The sequence below is a fragment of the Stenotrophomonas sp. Sm2128 genome (assembly GCF_030985535.1).
GTDB classification, from domain to species: domain Bacteria; phylum Pseudomonadota; class Gammaproteobacteria; order Xanthomonadales; family Xanthomonadaceae; genus Stenotrophomonas; species Stenotrophomonas maltophilia.
In genome coordinates this window covers 1-17,045 of sequence record NZ_JAPTFQ010000026.1, presented here as the reverse complement: position 1 = coordinate 17,045, position 17,045 = coordinate 1, and the positions used below count along the sequence as shown (strand labels likewise).

The 17,045-nt window shown below is 66.2% G+C and carries 14 protein-coding genes; 5 read left to right on the top strand and 9 right to left on the bottom strand.

What is annotated here, in order from left to right; all coding sequences use genetic code 11:
- Window positions 1-259: 259 nt before the first annotated feature.
- The 3 genes from O0K41_RS09675 to O0K41_RS09665 form a co-directional block, all read right to left on the bottom strand.
- Window positions 260-2,170: a CocE/NonD family hydrolase gene (locus tag O0K41_RS09675; RefSeq protein WP_049451822.1), complete on the bottom strand. Its 1,911-nt coding sequence runs from the start codon at window positions 2,168-2,170 to the stop codon at window positions 260-262.
- A gap of 221 nt (window positions 2,171-2,391) precedes the next feature.
- Window positions 2,392-2,778 (bottom strand): DUF4440 domain-containing protein, encoded by a 387-nt coding sequence (locus tag O0K41_RS09670; RefSeq protein WP_049451820.1) that lies wholly within the window; start codon window positions 2,776-2,778, stop codon window positions 2,392-2,394.
- Window positions 2,778-4,136: an MFS transporter gene (locus O0K41_RS09665; protein WP_164221545.1), complete on the bottom strand. Its 1,359-nt coding sequence runs from the start codon at window positions 4,134-4,136 to the stop codon at window positions 2,778-2,780. Before O0K41_RS09665 ends, O0K41_RS09670 begins: the two co-directional genes overlap by 1 nt.
- A 105-nt stretch (window positions 4,137-4,241) precedes the next feature.
- On the opposite strand from O0K41_RS09665, the gene O0K41_RS09660 reads away from it, so the two are divergent.
- Complete coding sequence (locus tag O0K41_RS09660; RefSeq protein WP_049451818.1) at window positions 4,242-5,147, top strand: LysR family transcriptional regulator; 906 nt, start codon at window positions 4,242-4,244, stop codon at window positions 5,145-5,147.
- Between the two features lie 33 nt (window positions 5,148-5,180).
- On the opposite strand, the gene O0K41_RS09655 is transcribed toward O0K41_RS09660, so the two are convergent.
- From O0K41_RS09655 to O0K41_RS09645, 3 genes are all read right to left on the bottom strand, one after another.
- Entirely contained in the window at window positions 5,181-5,645 is a 465-nt protein-coding gene (locus tag O0K41_RS09655; protein WP_099604922.1) for a hypothetical protein, read from the bottom strand.
- An 84-nt stretch (window positions 5,646-5,729) separates the two neighbouring features.
- On the bottom strand, window positions 5,730-6,302 hold the full coding sequence (locus tag O0K41_RS09650; RefSeq protein WP_143572882.1) for a hypothetical protein: 573 nt from the start codon (window positions 6,300-6,302) through the stop codon (window positions 5,730-5,732).
- A gap of 15 nt (window positions 6,303-6,317) precedes the next feature.
- Window positions 6,318-9,113, bottom strand: coding sequence for a glycoside hydrolase family 3 C-terminal domain-containing protein (locus O0K41_RS09645; RefSeq protein WP_099604921.1), 2,796 nt, complete (start codon window positions 9,111-9,113; stop codon window positions 6,318-6,320).
- Window positions 9,114-9,450: 337 nt separating this feature from the next.
- Here O0K41_RS09645 and O0K41_RS09640 point away from each other — a divergent pair, with 337 nt between their 5' ends.
- Window positions 9,451-9,885, top strand: a complete 435-nt coding sequence (locus O0K41_RS09640; protein WP_021204492.1) for a glyoxalase/bleomycin resistance/dioxygenase family protein — start codon at window positions 9,451-9,453, stop codon at window positions 9,883-9,885.
- Between the two features lie 545 nt (window positions 9,886-10,430).
- Here O0K41_RS09640 and O0K41_RS09635 read toward each other — a convergent pair.
- From O0K41_RS09635 to O0K41_RS09625, 3 genes are all read right to left on the bottom strand, one after another.
- Window positions 10,431-11,045: an RluA family pseudouridine synthase gene (locus O0K41_RS09635; protein ID WP_164223315.1), complete on the bottom strand. Its 615-nt coding sequence runs from the start codon at window positions 11,043-11,045 to the stop codon at window positions 10,431-10,433.
- Window positions 11,046-11,167: 122 nt separating this feature from the next.
- Window positions 11,168-12,154, bottom strand: a complete 987-nt coding sequence (locus O0K41_RS09630; protein WP_004153634.1) for a malate dehydrogenase — start codon at window positions 12,152-12,154, stop codon at window positions 11,168-11,170.
- Between the two features lie 118 nt (window positions 12,155-12,272).
- Window positions 12,273-12,764 (bottom strand): peptidylprolyl isomerase, encoded by a 492-nt coding sequence (locus O0K41_RS09625; RefSeq protein WP_005408225.1) that lies wholly within the window; start codon window positions 12,762-12,764, stop codon window positions 12,273-12,275.
- Between the two features lie 273 nt (window positions 12,765-13,037).
- Here O0K41_RS09625 and typA point away from each other — a divergent pair, with 273 nt between their 5' ends.
- From typA to O0K41_RS09610, 3 genes are all read left to right on the top strand, one after another.
- Complete coding sequence (typA, locus tag O0K41_RS09620) at window positions 13,038-14,885, top strand: translational GTPase TypA (RefSeq protein WP_164223317.1); 1,848 nt, start codon at window positions 13,038-13,040, stop codon at window positions 14,883-14,885.
- 11 nt (window positions 14,886-14,896) lie between these two features.
- A complete protein-coding gene (locus tag O0K41_RS09615; RefSeq protein ID WP_005408223.1) occupies window positions 14,897-15,364 on the top strand; it encodes a DUF2127 domain-containing protein in 468 nt (155 codons plus the stop codon).
- A gap of 41 nt (window positions 15,365-15,405) precedes the next feature.
- A partial coding sequence (locus O0K41_RS09610; RefSeq protein WP_308304495.1) for an amidase occupies window positions 15,406-17,045 on the top strand: 1,640 nt, incomplete at its 3' end.

The following is a 17,045-nucleotide window of genomic DNA, read 5'->3' as shown; positions in this document are numbered from 1 at the left end:
TGGTGGGTCTCGACCTTGGTCGATCAGCATGCCATTGCCCAGCCTTGGTAGGTGTCGACCTTGGTCGACACGCTCCTGCGCCATCGCGGATGCCGGCCAGCGGCCGGCACTACCGCAGCCGCCTGAATCGACGTGCCATGGCCCAGCCTTGGTAGGTGTCGACCTTGGTCGACACGCTCCTGCGCCATTGCGGATGCCGGCCGGCGGCCGGCACCACCCCAGCCGCCGGGTATCGCACACCCGGCGGATCTCACTAACCTCAATACACCGGCAGATCGATGTAGCTCGCCTGCGCCGCGCTGTGCCAGACCCGCTGCGTGGCCTTCTGGTAATCGCCTGGCTTGGCCAGGTAGATGTTCGGCACGTAGGTCTGCGGGTTGCGGTCGTACAGCGGGAACAGGCTGGACTGCACCTGCACCATCACCCGGTGGCCCTTCTGGAACGTGTGGTTGGCGTTGGGCAGGTCGAAACGGTACGGCAGCACTTGGTTCGCCGCCAGCGGCTTCGGATCGCTGAAGCTCTCGCGGTAGCGGCCACGGAAGATCGCCAGCGACACCGGCAGCTCGTAGCCACCCATCTCCGGCGTCGACGCTTCCTGGTCCGGATACACGTCGATCAGCTTCACCACCCAGTCACTGTCGGTGCCACTGGTCGAGGCCTGCAGGTGCACTACCGGCGCGCCGCCGATGCGCAGCGGCGCGGTCAGCGGTTCGGTGATGAAGGTCAGCACGTCCGGGCGACCATCGACAAAGCGCTGGTCCTTGACCAGCCAGGTGGTCCACATGTCGCGGTCACCGAAGCGGACCGGACGCGGCACGAACGGCACCGGCTTGGCCGGGTCGGACACGTACTCCTCGAAGTCGCCCTCGCCCGCCGCCGGCGCCTGGAATGCCAGCTTGCCGCCGGCCCGCAGGTACAACGGCTTGCTGCTGGCAGCACAGCCCTTGTCGCAGCTGCGCGGCCAACCCTTCAGGCGATCCCAGTGGTTTTCGCCAGTGTTGTAGACCAGCACCGGCGGCGTGTCCGCCTTCGGCGCACCGTCCACCAAATACTGGTCGAAGAACGGCTTGAGTACATCACGGCGGAACTGCAGCGCGGTATCGCCATCGAACTTCAGCGCGCCCAGCTCACTGCCGCTGTAGTTCACCTGGCTGTGCCGCCACGGCCCCATCACAAGGTAATTGCGGTTGTTGCCGCTGTCGCGCCCTTCCATTGCCTGATAGGCGTGGTTGGCGCCCCACATGTCCTCCTGGTCCCACAGGCCCTGCAGCCACATGGTCGGCACCTTCAACGGTGTTTTCGCCATCACCGCGTCCAGCGCCTGACCCTGCCAGAAGCCGTCATAGGCCGGGTGCTCGACCAGCTTCTTCCACCAGGTCAGCTGGTCCACGCCGGTGAAGCGCGCGTAGTCGCCAGCCGAACCGATCCGCAGGAAAGTGCTGTAGTCGTCATAGCCGAGGCTGGGCAGCGGCGTACCCTTGCCGCGCTTCTCGGTCTGCATCGCGAAATAGTTGAAGTTGACCTGGCGGAACGCACCGTAGTTGAGCCAGTCGTCGCCCATCCAGCCATCGACCATCGGGCTCTGCGGTGCGGCCACCTTCAGCGCCGGATGCGGGTCGGTCAGCGCCATCACCACGGTGAAGCCCTCGTACGACGAGCCGAGCATGCCGACCTTGCCATTGCTCTCCGGCACGTTCTTCACCAGCCAGTCGATGGTGTCCCAGGCGTCGGTGGAGTGGTCGACTTTGGTGTTGTTCAACGGCCCGCGCAACGGCCGGGTCATCACGTAATCGCCTTCGGAGCCGTACTTGCCACGGATGTCCTGGAACACGCGGATGTAACCGCCGTCGACGAACACCTCGTCGCCCTGCGGCAGCAGGTCGCGCATGCGCGGCGAATCACTGCGGCTGGCGCGGCCAGCGGCATCGTAGGGGGTGCGGGTCAGCAGGATCGGGGCATTGCGGGCGCCCTTGGGCACCACGATCACCGTATACAGCTTGGTGCCATCACGCATCGGCACCATCACCACGCGCTTGTCGTAGTCACGACCGACATCGGGAGCAACGAAGGGCTTGCCGCTGATGTCCGGGGTCATCGGCGGGGTATCGGCGGCCAGCACGGTGCTGGACAGGCAAAGGGCAATGGCTACAGCGACGGCACGCACACGCATGGACAACCCCTCCCGGCAGGAAAGCCTCAAGCCTACTCCTGCCCCGAGCCGTGAGGTGTGGGCGGGCTTTGCATTCTGCGGCGGATGCAGGCAGGACTGATGGCACATGTGCCCGCGGTGCCGCCGCGCTCGCCAACGACCGGTAGTGCCGGCCGCTGGTCGGCAACTTCATGATCCTGGGGCGCGTTACGCGGTTGCCGGCCAGCGGCCGGCACTACCGGTCAGGCCATCGGCACTTCGTGCAACGCAAGCCAACGCCAACGCCCCTGCTCCTGGCGCAGCACCGCCAGCGACTCTCGCCATGTGGGCTGGCCGCCATCGAGCGAATGCCCTTCGCGATAGCGCAGCACCGCCAGCGGTGACAGCGCATCCACCGCCTGCACGGCTTCGATGGAAATCTGCAGCCCTGGACGCGCGCCATGGGCACCCGCGAACAGTGCCTGCACGGCATTCCGGTCCAGCCTGCGACCCGCGATGCCGACCATGCTGAAGTCCGCGCAGAAATGCGCCATCAGATCGTCCAGCGCGTCGGTGCCGACGTCGGCACGGAACCAGGCCTGCAGTTTGTCGTGCAGGTGGTGGATTTCATGTTCTGCGGTGGTAGCCATCAAGTGTTCTCCGGTTGCGAAAGGGTGATCCTCTGCGGCCGACGCAACAGCGCCAGGGGCAGCAGGGTAAGTACGGCGGCCAGACCCAGTGCCATGCCGGTGGCATGGGCCGGCAGCCATTGCATGGCCAGTGCCAGCACCATCGCGATGGCCGCGGTGCCGAGGCAGAAGCTGAGCTGGCGGTTGAGGTTCCAGAGGGCACTGGCATCGCCCAATGCTTCGCCCTCGACCCCATGGAAGGCCAGCGTCTGCGCGGTGCTGCTGCACAGGCTGCCGCCGGCGCCCATCAGCGCGAACAGCAGCCCGGCCAACGCGAAGGCCGGCTGCGGCAGCATCGCCATCAACAGCAGGCCGCTGGCCTGCAGGAGCATGCCCATACGCAGTGCCGTGGCCGGGCCGAAGCGCGCCAGCAGGCGCTTGCTGGCCGTGATCGCAATGGCCGAGGCCAGCGCCCAGGGCAGCATCAACGCGCCGATGCGTGCCGCGCTGTAACCGGCCTGGTGCAGCTGCAGGGTACTGACCAGCTGGCTGCCGATGAACACACCCGGCACTGCCAGATACACCAGCATTGCCAGGCGCAGCCCGCGATGGGACAGCAGCGACCAGCGCAGCAGGGGCTGCGCCTGCCGACGTGCGTGCCGCAGGTGGGCCGCCGCCAGCAGCAGCGCGACCAGCAGCAACACGGCACCGGCACCGCGATGTCCGGACTCGCCCAGCCAGGTCAGCGCCAGCAGCAACGCGCCCAGCGCCAGCATCGCGGTAGACAGCGCATAGGCCTGCAGGCGCGGCGCACTGCGCGCGCCATCGGCCGGCATCCAGGCCAGCACCAGGCCGATCGCCACCACCGCCAACGGCAGACTGGCCCAGAGCACGCCGCGCCAGGACAACCACTGCACCAGCAACCCGCCCAGCGCCGGCGCCAGTGCCGGCACCAGCAGCGCCACCAGCAGGATGCGGCGGGTCAGCGCGCCACGCTGGTCGGACGTGCATTGTCGGTACGCTGCCGCCTGTGCCACCGGAATCAGCAGGCCACCGGCCAGCCCCTGCAGCAGGCGCCAGCCCAGCAGCCAGCCGATACCCGGTGCGGCGCCGGCCAGCACAGCGGCAACCGCGAACAACAGCAACGCCACCAGCAGCAGGCGACGCTCACCACAGCGCGCGGCCAACCAGGGTGCCAGCGGAATCACCACGCTCAGGCCCAGCATGTAGGCGGTGCCCACCCAGGCCAGGGTGCTGATATCGGCGTGCAGCTCCGCTGCCAATGCCGGATAGGCCACCGTGGCGATGAACATGTTGACCAGATCCAGGGCGAACACCAGCAGGAAGATCGCCTCATGGCGCAGGCGGGGGGACGGCATCGGCGGCGCTCCAGCAGGGAAGCGGCCAGCATGCCGTGCGGGCCTTGTTGGAAAAACACGACAGCAACTGCAACACTGTCAAATCCATTTTGACAATGAATTGCCATGGTCAGCCTCGATCGCTTCGATATCTTCCGCGCCGTGGTCGAGGCCGGCAGCCTCACCGCAGCAGCCGATCGGCTCGGCCTCAGCCGTGCGGTGGTCAGCTTCAACCTGAAGCGGCTGGAGCAGGAGCTGGGCGTGACCCTGCTGTTGCGCAGCACCCGCCACCTGGCCCTGACCGAGGCCGGCGAACAGTTCCTGCAGCACTGCGTGCAGGCGTTGGACGCCGCACAGGCAGCGATCGATGCCGCGCGGCGCGACCAGCACCAGCTACAGGGTGTGCTGCGCCTGACCACCACCCCGGAGTACGCGCAGCTTCGCCTGATTCCCGCACTGGAAGCCTTCCGTGCGCGGCATCCGGCGCTGCAGCTGCACCTGTCGACCTCACCGGCACCGGCGGACCTGATTCCCGAACGCTTCGATCTGGCGATCCGCCTCGGCCGCCTGCCAGATTCAGGGCTGCATGCCAGCGAACTGGAACGGCATCCGCTGTGCGCGGTGGCCGCGCCCTCGTTGCTGGCCCGGCTGCCCTCCGCGGATGCAGCCGATGACCCGGTGCAGCTGGGCACCCTGCCCCGCCTCGGCTACCCGCGCCTGGCCGACGTGCCGGTGGTGGCGCCGGATGGCAGCGACGCCCTGTTTGCCACCAACCCGGGCAATGCGGTGGCGCGCGTAGATGGTGCCAGCAGCCTGCGTGCCTTCGCCGTGGCCGGCGCCGGGGTCACCGTGCTGCCACGCTGGCTGATCGAGGACGACTTGGCCCAGGACCGCCTGCGCCCGGTGCTGCGCCAGCACCGCTTCCCGCAGCAGAGCGTGTACGCGGTCTACCCGCACAGCACGCAGCCCTCGCCGAAGGTGCGGCAGCTGATCGATTTCCTGCGTGGGTGGTCTGAAAGCGGGCGCGGGTAGCCTCCTGCGGCCAATCGCCAGGCCGCAGTGAAGTTACAGAGGGTACGAGCCTCCACGAACATCGCCAACCCAGCTATCGAACAAACTCCCCGGTGTCAGATCGTCACTGTGTGAGAACTTTGGTTCATACGACATTTTCGCCCGCATCTCATTGCTCCCCACAACGTAGTGAATGCGGATCTCAGTAGGCATCTCAGCGCCGAACTCATTGCACTTTTCTTCAAGCGCATCTATTTCATCCAGCCCAGCATCAAGCACCCAAGCCAAGCTCTCATTCAACGAGTCATACATCCCACCTCCAGATTTTCGGACGTCATTCAGCTGTTCCTTCTCCACCACAGAACCGTTAAGTCTGTAGAAGAAATCAAACATTGAAATCCCATCTTCACTCGCAACGAAGATGAATACTTCGTCAGGCGTCGCACCGGCATAATCGAGCGCGAGTCGAACCATGCTCGCCTGAGCGTCTGAAACGTGTTCCTCAAAGATCTTGTTCATTGTTCGATCCTCGTAGCACTCGCTTGAATTGGCACTGATACTGAGTTGACCGAGTGAGTGCGCTCCGTGCTGCTCGGCTCGAGATCACACCTGCTGCAGCCTTCGCTGGGCTGACGCCGCCACCATCTCGTCAGGGTCACCCGTTAGCAGCTCCAGGACCTCCTTGGATACCTTTGGATTGCAGGCGATTCGGTGACGGACGCTTGCATCGGAATCCCTTGCAAGGCGTGACATCAATGCTGGATCCAGCCGGCGCTTGCTCGCAATTTTCCAGCGGACATCTACGTCATCGCTGGCAGCCAACTGCTCGATGATGGCTAGGGGAATCGTTTTGTTTCCGGCAACGCAACGCGCCAGCTCCGGATAGGTCGACAGGATATCGCGCCACGTCTGATCGTCAGCGTGCCGCAAAGCGAACGAGGTATCCGACTCGTTTTCACACAACCGTTTGAATTCCCATGCGCTCGCGATCATTCGCTGGCCCTCCTGCGCCAGCCTTCCAGTATTGGCTGACCGGCAATTGACCTCCAGTGGCAGAAGCGACATGACTATCCGCCCCGGCGCCTGCTGTTCCATCGTCCGCCGGGCATGGCCCGGCGAGCGCAGCGGCACCCCACAAACAGAAACGGCCCCTTTCGGGGCCGTTCCTTCAAGCATCAACAACCCGCAGTATCAGCGCAGCACCTGCTCTACCAGCTGCACGTCCACCGTCTGCAGCGGCTCGGCCGCATTGCGCGACAGCTGCACCTGGTAGGTGCCGCTGTCGATCTTCCACTGGCGCGCCTGTGCATCGTAGTGGGCCAGGGTCTTCGGCTCGGCTTCGATGCGGATGCGGCGCTGTTCGCCCGGCTGCAGGTTCACCTTGTCATAGCCGATCAGGCGGATCGGTGTGGTGCTGCCAGCCGGAAGCTTCAGGTACAGCTGGGCCACGTCGGCACCGGCACGCTTGCCGGTGTTGCGGATGTCGACGCTGGCGACCAGGCGCGAGCCCTCCACGCTCACCTTCAGATTTTCATAGGTGAACGAGGTGTAGGACAGCCCGTGGCCGAAGGCGAAGGTCGGGGTCAGGCCCTTGGCCGCCATCCACTTGTAGCCGACGTTGGCGCCTTCGATATCGAAATCGAACACATCACCGAACGGCTTGGCCGGTTTGAAGCCGAGGCCGTCGATGTGCGGGCGTGGCAGCTGCGATTCGTCCGTCACCCAGGTCACCGGCAGGCGGCCGGACGGATTGGCCTGGCCGGTCAGCAGCGCGGCGATGCCTTCGCCACCACGGATGCCCGGGTACCAGGCCTGCAGCATCGCCGGCACCTGCGCCAGCCACGGCGTGCGCACCGGGCCATTGGTTTCCAGCACCAGCACGGTCTTCGGGTTGGCCTTGGCCACTGCCGAGATCAGGGCATCCTGGTTGTCCGGCAGCTGCATGTCCGGCAGGTCCACCGATTCGGCGGCCCACTGGGTGGCGAACACGATGGCCACGTCAGCCTGCGCGGCGGCCTTGGCCGCAGCGGCGGCATTGGTCCCGTCCACATACTCGATGGTCGCGTCCGGGCGCGCCGCACGCAGCGATTCCAGCGGCGAGGACGGGTGGAAGATCACCGGGCCCGGCCAGGTGGTCGGCATCACGCCCGGCACCGCATTGGTGCCCTTGGCGGTCACGCCCACCATCGACGAACCACCGCCACCGATCACGCCTTTGTCGGCATGGCCGCCGATGATGACGATGTGCTTCACGCTGTCGGCCAGCGGCAGCAGGTTGCCCTCATTGCGCAGCAGCACGCTGCCTTCTTCCACCGTACGCTGGGCGACGGCGAAACCGGCCTCGGCATCGACCTTCTGGTGCTGCGGCGGGTTGTCGAAGTTGCCATGCAGGAACATCGTGCGCAGGATGCGCGCCACCATGTCGTTCAGGCGCGCCTGCGGCACCACGCCACCGTGCACGGCCAGGCGCAGCGGTTCGTCGAAGAACACCGCCGCGTCGAACACTTCACCGGCCGACTGTTGATCGAGGCCGGCCAGCGCCGCCTTCGAGCCACTGTGCACGCCACCCCAGTCGGACATCACGAAACCGGGGAACTTCCATTCCTGCTTCAGCACCTGGTTCATCAGGTAGCCGTTCTCGCAGCCGTAGGTGCCGTTGATCTTGTTGTACGAGCACATCGCCACACCGGGGCGACCGGCTTCAAGCGCGATCTCGAAGGCCAGCAGGTCCGACTCGTGCATGGCCTGTTCGCCGATGCGCACGTCGTGGAAGTTGCGGCGGGTCTCCATGTCGTTCAGCGCGAAGTGCTTCATCGAGGAGATCACGTGCTGGCTCTGCACGCCCTGGATCAGCGCGCCAACCATCGAGCCGGCCAGCAGCGGATCTTCACCGGCATATTCGAAGTTGCGGCCGTTGCGCGGGTCGCGCTGCAGGTTGACGCTGCCCGACAGCAGGATGTTGAAGCGCTGCTGCCATGCCTCGCGGCCCATCGTGGCGCCACCGGCGAAGGCGACTTCACGGTTCCAGCTCGATGCGGTGGACGGGCCCGACGGCATCGCCGTGGCGAAATCGCCCGGGCGGATGCCACCCGGATTGGTCACGCCGACGCCGGCATCGGCCGATTGCTGCGACGGAATGCCCAACCGCGCCACGCCCGGCACGAAACCGGCCGAACCGACTGCGCCTTCCGGCAGCGGGCCACCGTCCTTGCCCAGCCCGAAGTAGCTGTGCAGCATCTGGAACTTCTCATCCTCGGTCATCGCCTTCAGCAGCAGCGCAGCGCGCGCGTCGGCGTTGAGGGTGGTGTCCATCCACGGCCTGTCGCCATGCGTGTCGGCGGCGTAAGCCAGGGTCAGCAGGGTGGCGCGCAGGGTACTGCCTTCCACCTTGAACGGCGCACTGCTGGCGGCCTGGAAGCCATCGCTGAAATAGCTGGCATCGGCTTCCAGCGCGACACGCGCCGGATCGAAGCCTGCGGCCTTGGCCGATTCACCGGCCACCGCGCCGAGCAGCACCGCCGGTGCACCCAGCCGCGAACGGGTGACCAGCGCCGGCAGCTGCGCCGCACCTGCACCGGCATCGGTATAGACCGCCACGGTGTGGCGGCCATCGTCCAGGCGCAGGTAGTTCAGGCCCGGCTGGTCGGGGCCGGATTCAGCGGCGATCGGCAGCCGGGTCAGCACTGCCTGGCCGCGCTGGGTCTGGCCATCGTCCTTGCCGGCAGCAATGAAGCGGTACTCATAGCCCAGGCCATCGGCCAGCACCTGCAGCGGATCGACCTGGCCGATGCCGCGCTGCACCTGGCGCACGCTCACCGCGTCCACCTGCAGGGTCTTCAGCTGGGCGGCCAGGGCCGGCATCGCCTCGGCGGTCGGGGCCTGTTCCAGGGTCAGCACAGTGAACGCGGCAGGGTCGGCCCAGGCCGGGGCGGCCAGTGCGGCAGACAGGGCCAGGGACAGTGCAAGCGGCTTTGTAAACGTTTTCATCGGCAGGCGTAATTCCGTTGCCAAGGCAATCGGTCCAGGGAAAGTGCCGCCGAAGGGTGCAGCGTTCATGCCGCGCAGGGGTTGCCAGGCAACGTCCCGCAGGCCGATGGACGGGCCGGTCTGCGCGCGGGACCCTCCTCCCGGCGTGACAACCTGCCTGCCCGGGCCGCGCAGGGCGACCCAATCCTGTGAAGATTGTGCGAGGGCGTTCACACCTGTCAACAGGACCTAAGTCACAGGGGCAACCCGGCCAGCGGTTATCAGGCCATCACTGGCGGTCATCAGTGCGCCGCGCGGGCCTGCCGATAATGGAGATCCCTGGCCACGAACCGAGCCCATGACCGTCCACCGCGACTTCGACCATCTCTGGCGTGACCGCTGCGATACGTCCAGCCAGCGCGCGCCGCGCGTGCTGATCCGGGTGTTCGTGGCCCCCGGTGAGCTGGAGCGCAGCGTGGCGTTCTACGAGCAGCTGCAGGGCGTGGTGGCCGATGCGGGGTTCCCGTTTCCGGAGGCCGGCCTGCGTCTGGCGATGGTCGGGGCGTTCCTGTTGATCGAGGGCAGCGAGGCGGCGCTGGCGCCGTTCACTTCGACCACGGGGACACTGCTGGTCGATGACGTTCGGCCCTATCACGACAAGCTGGTCGCGGCTGGCGCCGAGATCATCTTCCCGTTGCAGGTGGTACCGACCGGGGCGGCGTTCAACGCGGTACATCCCGATGGGACGGTGGTCGAGTACGTGCATCACCGGCCGGATCCGCACGGGCGGTGAGGGTGCGCACGGCACCCGAGGTAGTGCCGGCCGCTGGCCGGCAACCTCAGAAGCAACAGCCGAAGCAAAGCAAGCGGGCTTACTGGGGGATGGCGGGGTGGGTCCGATTGCGGGGGACGCCGTGAATCCGTCCTTGGAGGCTCGTTCGACAGATTCCGCGATCTGCCGGAACGGCATATTGTTCTGGTCGGTGTCGACCTTGGTCGACTGCTCTGGTAGGTGTTGACCTTGGTCGACGCGGTAGATCCACGCCATGCGTGGATGGTTCATTCGATATCTGACAGAAAAATCGTGTCGACCAAGGTCGACACCTACCAACAGCTGCGCGGAACAACGGCCACCGCTACCAACAGCCGAGTGAACCTGTCGAAGGTGGGGCGGTGTCGGAGTGCGGGGTGTCAGCCGCATGGATGCGGCTGCCAAGCCTACACGGACGTACTTGCGGCGGCCCCGCACTCCGACACCGTCCCGCCAACCCACGTATAGCCCGCTTTTGACGTTGACGTTGATTCTGCGGGTGCAGGGCTGCAAGCCCTGCCGACCCCCTAGAACGGAGCCGCGGACTCGAACGCGAGCACCTCGCCCGTCAGCGGATGCGTGAACCGCAGGCTGCGTGCATGCAGATGCACGCGGTGCGCCGGTGCCGCGTCATACAGCACGTCGCCAACAATCGGATGGCCAATAGTGGCCATGTGCAACCGCAGCTGATGGCTGCGGCCGGTGATCGGTTCCAATGCCACGCGCGTGCGCCGCGCTTCAACATCGCGCACCAGCACGCGCCAACGCGTCAACGCCGGCTTGCCGCGTTCGTGATCGACCATCTGCTTCGGCCGGTTCGGCCAGTCAACGATCAACGGCAGGTCCACTTCACCGGCATCGCTTTCGATCACACCCTGCACGACGGCTTCGTAGCGCTTGCCAACCTGGCGCTGCTCGAACTGCATCGACAACGCCGCCTGCATGTCCTTGCCACGCGCATGCAGCAGCAGGCCGGAGGTCACCTGGTCCAGCCGATGCACGGTCAACGCATCCGGATACAGCGCCTGCAGGCGCGCGACCACGCAGTCCTGGTTCTCGGCGCTGCGGCCGGGTACGGACAACAGGCCAGCCGGCTTCTCGGCCACCAGCAGTGCGTCATCGATGTAGTGCAGGTGGATCATGCGGTTCCAGGAATTCCAAATGAAAACGGGGAAGCCGAAGCCTCCCCGTTTTCTGCGTACCAACCAACGGTCGGTACCTACCTTGATGGAAGACGTACCGGCCGGAGCCGGTACCGCCTGCATCAGCCCAGCAGGTGGGCGACGCCGGCGCGCTCTTCTTCCAGCTCGGCCAGGGTCTTGTCGATGTACTTCTGGCTGAAGTCGTCGATCGGCAGGTCCTTGACCAGGGTGTACTTGCCGTTCTCGGTGGTCACCGCGAAGCCGAAGATCACGCCTTCCGGAATGCCGTAGGAACCGTCGGACGGCACGCCCATGGTGACCCACTTGCCGTTGCTGCCCAGCACCCAGTCACGCACGTGGTCGATCGCTGCGTTGGCGGCCGAAGCAGCCGAGGACGAGCCACGGGCTTCGATGATCGCCGCGCCGCGCTTGCCGACGGTCGGGATGAAGGTGTTGGCGTTCCACTCCTGGTCGTTGATCGCATCGGCGATCGACGCACCATCGGCGGTGGCGAAACGGTAGTCCGGGTACATGGTCGGGCTGTGGTTGCCCCACACCACCAGCTTCTCCATGCCACCGACCGGCTTGCCGAGCTTGGTCGACAGCTGGCTCAGCGCGCGGTTGTGGTCCAGGCGCAGCATGGCGGTGAAGTTTTCCGGCTTCAGGTCCGGGGCCGACTTCATCGCGATGTAGGCGTTGGTGTTGGCCGGGTTGCCGACCACCAGCACCTTCACGTCACGGCTGGCGACCTTGTTCAGCGCTGCACCCTGGGCGGTGAAGATCTTGGCGTTCTCCAGCAGCAGGTCCTTGCGCTCCATGCCCGGGCCGCGCGGACGTGCGCCGACCAGCAGGGCGATGTCGGCGTCCTTGAACGCGACTTCGGCGTCATCGGTGCCGACCATGCCGGCCAGCAGCGGGAAGGCACAGTCTTCCAGCTCCATCATCACGCCCTTCAGGGCGGCCTGGGCCTTGTCCACCGGCAGTTCCAGCAGCTGCAGGATGACCGGCTGGTCCTTGCCCAGCATTTCGCCGGAGGCGATGCGGAACAGCAGGGCATAACCGATCTGGCCGGCGGCGCCGGTCACGGCAACACGAACGGGTGCTTTCATGGGGGTTTCCTCTTGCTTGCAAGCGTTTGATGGGACGCCGCGGGCAGAGCCACGCAGGCCAGGCGGGCGGCGGGGAACAGGGAAACGGCCACCCATGGGTGGCCGTTTCGAAGGGGGATCAGGCGGCGAGGTGCTTGTTCCACTCCGCGACGCGGTCGGCCTGGGCGGCCAGCACGGCGTCGACGTCGCCTTCCAGGGTGATCGAATGGATCACGTCGCCCTGCTTGACCGAATCAACGATGGCCTGGCCTTCCAGGACCTTGCCGAAGACGGTGTGGCGGCCGTCCAGCCAGTCGGTCTTGATGTGGGTGATGAAGAACTGGCTGCCGTTGGTGTTCGGGCCGGCGTTGGCCATCGACAGCGAGCCGACCTCGTGCTTCACGCCGTTCTTCTCGTCTTCGAACTTGTAGCCCGGGCCGCCGGTGCCACGACCCTGCGGGCAGCCGCCCTGGATCATGAAGTCGGCGATCACGCGGTGGAAGATCAGGCCGTCATAGAAGCCGTGCTTGACCAGGTTCACGAAGTTGGCCACGGTCAGCGGCGCCTTGTCGGCGAACAGCTCGACCTTGATCGGGCCCTGGGTGGTGTCGAAAGTGGCGATGAGGGACATGAAGATCCTTGATGCAGAGGGGAACGCGTCTAGCCACCTAGTTTACACCTGCCTCGTGGCGGCGGCGGCTTCGACCATCGGTGAAGAACCCGGCTTCAGCCCGTGGACGGGAAGCCGCGTCTCCGGGCGCTGGCGGCCCCGGCCGACGCGGCGGACAGCCAGCTGAATGGGCCCCTCGACGGATGTGAAATCCACCTTTTCGCGAATCGTCAAGTTCGACGTATAATGTTGGACTTCTTTTTCCAAATCCGGCGCCGACTGGCCCCCTTTCGTATGTCCATCGAAAATCTTCGCAACATCGCCATCGTCGCCCACGTCGACCATGGCAAGACCACCCTGGTCGACCAGCTGCTGAAGCAGTCCGGCACCCTGTCCGAGCGCACCGTCCTCGCCGAGCGCGTGATGGACAGCAACGACCAGGAAAAGGAACGCGGCATCACCATCCTGGCCAAGAACACCGCCATCACCTGGGAAGACAAGAAGACCGGCATCAAGAACCGGATCAACATCGTCGACACCCCCGGGCACGCCGACTTCGGTGGTGAGGTCGAGCGCGTGCTGTCGATGGTCGATACCGTGCTGATCCTGGTCGACGCGATGGACGGCCCGATGCCGCAGACCCGCTTCGTGACCCAGAAGGCCTTCGCGATGGGCTTCAAGCCGATCGTCGTGGTCAACAAGGTCGACCGTCCGGGCGCCCGTCCGGAATGGGTGATCGACCAGGTCTTCGACCTGTTCGACAAGCTCGGCGCCACCAACGAGCAGCTGGACTTCCCGATCGTCTACGCCTCGGGCCTGAACGGCTATGCCGGCCTGGAAGACACCGTGCGCGACGGCGACATGACCCCGCTGTACGAAGCGATCATGCAGCACGCGCCGAAGCCGGAAGTGGATCCGGAAGGCCCGTTCCAGATGCGCATCAGCCAGCTGGACTACAACAACTTCGTGGGCGTGATCGGCATCGGCCGCATCCAGCGCGGCACCCTGAAGAAGAACATGCAGGTCGCGGTCATCGACCGTGAAGGCAAGAAGCGCAACGGCAAGGTGCTGCAGGTGCTGGGCTTCATGGGCCTGGAGCGCATCGAGCAGGAGTCGGCCGAGGCCGGCGACATCGTGGCCATCTCCGGCATCCAGGAGCTGACCATCTCCGACACCATCTGCGCACCGGACTTCCCGGAAGCGCTGCCGGCGCTGACCGTCGACGAGCCGACCATCTCGATGACCTTCCAGGTCAACAACTCGCCGTTCGCCGGCAACAAGGACCTGTCCGGTGGCAAGTTCCTGACCAGCCGCCAGATCAAGGACCGCCTGGACCGTGAAAAGGTCCACAACGTGGCCCTGAAGGTCGAGCAGCTGGAAGACGCCGACAAGTTCCTGGTCTCCGGCCGTGGCGAACTGCACCTGTCGGTGCTGATCGAGAACATGCGCCGCGAAGGCTACGAGCTGGCCGTGTCGCGCCCGGAAGTGATCATCAAGGAAATCGACGGCCAGCTGATGGAGCCGATCGAGCAGCTGGTGGTGGACATCGAAGAAATCCACCAGGGCGGCGTGATGGAAAAGCTGGGCACCCGCAAGGGCCAGCTGAAGAACATGGAATCGGACGGCAAGGGCCGCGTGCGCCTGGAGTACCAGATCCCGGCCCGTGGCCTGATCGGTTTCCAGAACGAGTTCAAGACCCTGACCCAGGGTTCGGGCCTGCTGTTCCACGTGTTCGACCACTACGGTCCGAAGGAACAGGGCGCGATTGCCAAGCGCATCAACGGCGTGATGATCGCCAATGCACCGGGCACCACGCCGGCCTACTCGCTGGGCCCGCTGCAGGAGCGCGGCAAGCTGTTCGCTGCTGAAGGCGACAACGTGTATGAAGGTCAGCTGGTCGGCATCCACTCCAAGGACAACGACCTGACCGTCAACGCGATCAAGACCAAGCCGCTGACCAACATGCGCGCTTCGGGCAAGGACGATGCGATCCAGCTGACCCCGGCGATCAAGTACTCGCTGGAACAGGCCCTGGACTTCATCGAAGACGACGAGCTGGTCGAGATCACCCCGAAGGAGATCCGCCTGCGCAAGAAGTTCCTGACCGAGAGCGATCGCAAGAAGGCTTCGCGCGGCGGCTGAGCCAGCACCCCGTGAACCAGAGCGGCTACAACCCGGATCCACACCGGCATCCGGGTCTGCACGTCATCGCCCTGCTCGAAGCGAGCAAGGCGATGCTGGCGCTGTTGGCCGCCACCGGGCTGGAAGTGCTCGGACCGCAGCCGCTGCGGCACGGCATCATGGCCCTGATCCGGCGTTTCAGCCTGGATCCGGACCATGGCACCCTGCCCTCGCTGCTGCACATGATCAGTCCCGACGCGGTCCACCTGGCCGCGGCGGGAATGATCGGCTACGGCCTGCTGCACCTGGTCGAAGCCTGGGGCCTGTGGCGGGCCAAGGCCTGGGCGTCCTGGCTGGGCTGCCTGACCGCCGCCCTGTACCTGCCTTTCGACATCTTCGCGATCATCCGCCATCCCGGTTGGCCGTCATGGACGATCCTGGCGATCAACCTGATCGTGGTCTACGTCCTCGCCCGCGACCTGCGCAAGCGCCACCGCTGAGCACCGGCTACACTGGGGATTGGAGCCGACCAAGCCGCCCCATGCGCCCGTCCTTGCCGCCTCTGCTGACCTGCCTGCTCGCCGCGCTGCCGGCGCTGCTTTCGGCTGGCTGCAGCCCGGCCACGCCCAGCGCGCATGCGGCCGAACCTGCGAGCCGCAACGTGCCGTTCCCGTACGCCGAAACCGATGTCGCCGACCTGCAGGCGCGGATGACTGCCGGAGATCTGGACAGCACCACCCTGACCCAGGCCTACCTGCAGCGTATCGCCGCCCTGGACCGCACCGGGCCCCGCCTGCGCGCGGTGATCGAGCTCAACCCCGACGCCTTGAAGGAAGCCGCCGCACGTGACCGCGAGCGCCGCGAAGGGCGCCTGCGTGGGCCGCTGCATGGCGTCCCCCTGCTGCTGAAGGACAACATCAACGCCGCACCGATGGTCACCAGTGCCGGCTCACTGGCCCTGCAGGGCTTCCGTCCGGACGATGCCTACCTGGTACGCCGGCTGCGCGAGGCTGGCGCTGTAGTGCTGGGCAAGACCAACCTCAGCGAGTGGGCCAACTTCCGCGGCAATGACTCCATCTCCGGCTGGAGCGCGCGCGGCGGCCAGACCCGCAACCCCTACCGCATCAGCCATTCACCGTGCGGTTCCAGCAGCGGCAGCGCGGTGGCCGTGGCCGCCAACCTGGCCAGCGTGGCGATCGGCACCGAAACCGACGGCAGCATCGTCTGCCCGGCCGCGATCAACGGCGTGGTCGGTCTGAAGCCGACGGTCGGGCTGGTCAGTCGCGATGGCATCGTGCCGATCTCCTTCAGCCAGGACACCGCCGGCCCGATGACCCGCAGCGTCGCCGATGCTGCCGCCGTGCTGACTGCGATCGCCGGCCGCGATGACGCCGATCCCGCCACCGCGACCATGCCCGGCCGTGCGGTCTACGACTACACCGCGCGCCTGGACCCGCAGGGCCTGCGCGGCAAACGCATCGGTCTGCTGCAGACGCCGCTGCTGAAGTACCGCGGCATGCCGCCGCTGATCGATCAGGCAGCGACCGAGCTGCGTCGCGCCGGCGCCGTGGTGGTGCCGGTGGAGCTGCCCAACCAGGGCGCGTGGGCCGAGGCTGAGCGCACGCTGCTGCTGTACGAATTCAAGGCCGGGCTGGAGCGCTACTTCAGCACCCACCGCGCGCCACTGCGCAGCCTGGCCGAACTGATCGCCTTCAACCAGGCGCACAGCAAGCAGGAACTGGGCCTGTTCGGCCAGGAGCTGCTGGTGGAGGCCGATGCCACCACCGGCCTGGCAGACCCTGCCTACATCCGCGCGCGCAGTGATGCGCGCCGGTTGGCCGGTCCGGAAGGCATCGATGCAGCCCTTGCCGCGCATCAGCTCGATGCGCTGGTGGCGCCGACCACCGGTGTGGCGTGGCCGATCCGCAGCGAAGGCGACGACTTCCCCGGCGAGAGCTACAGCGCCGCTGCCGTGGCCGGTTACCCCAGCCTGACCGTGCCGATGGGCCAGATCAACGGCCTTCCCGTCGGCCTGCTGTTCATGGGCACCGCCTGGAGCGAGCCGAAGCTGATCGAAATGGCCTACGCCTACGAGCAGCGCACCCGTGCGCGGCTGCAACACGAAGATGAGCTGGATATGCCGCGTGGTCCACGTGCACGCACTGCGGATGTGCGTTCGCC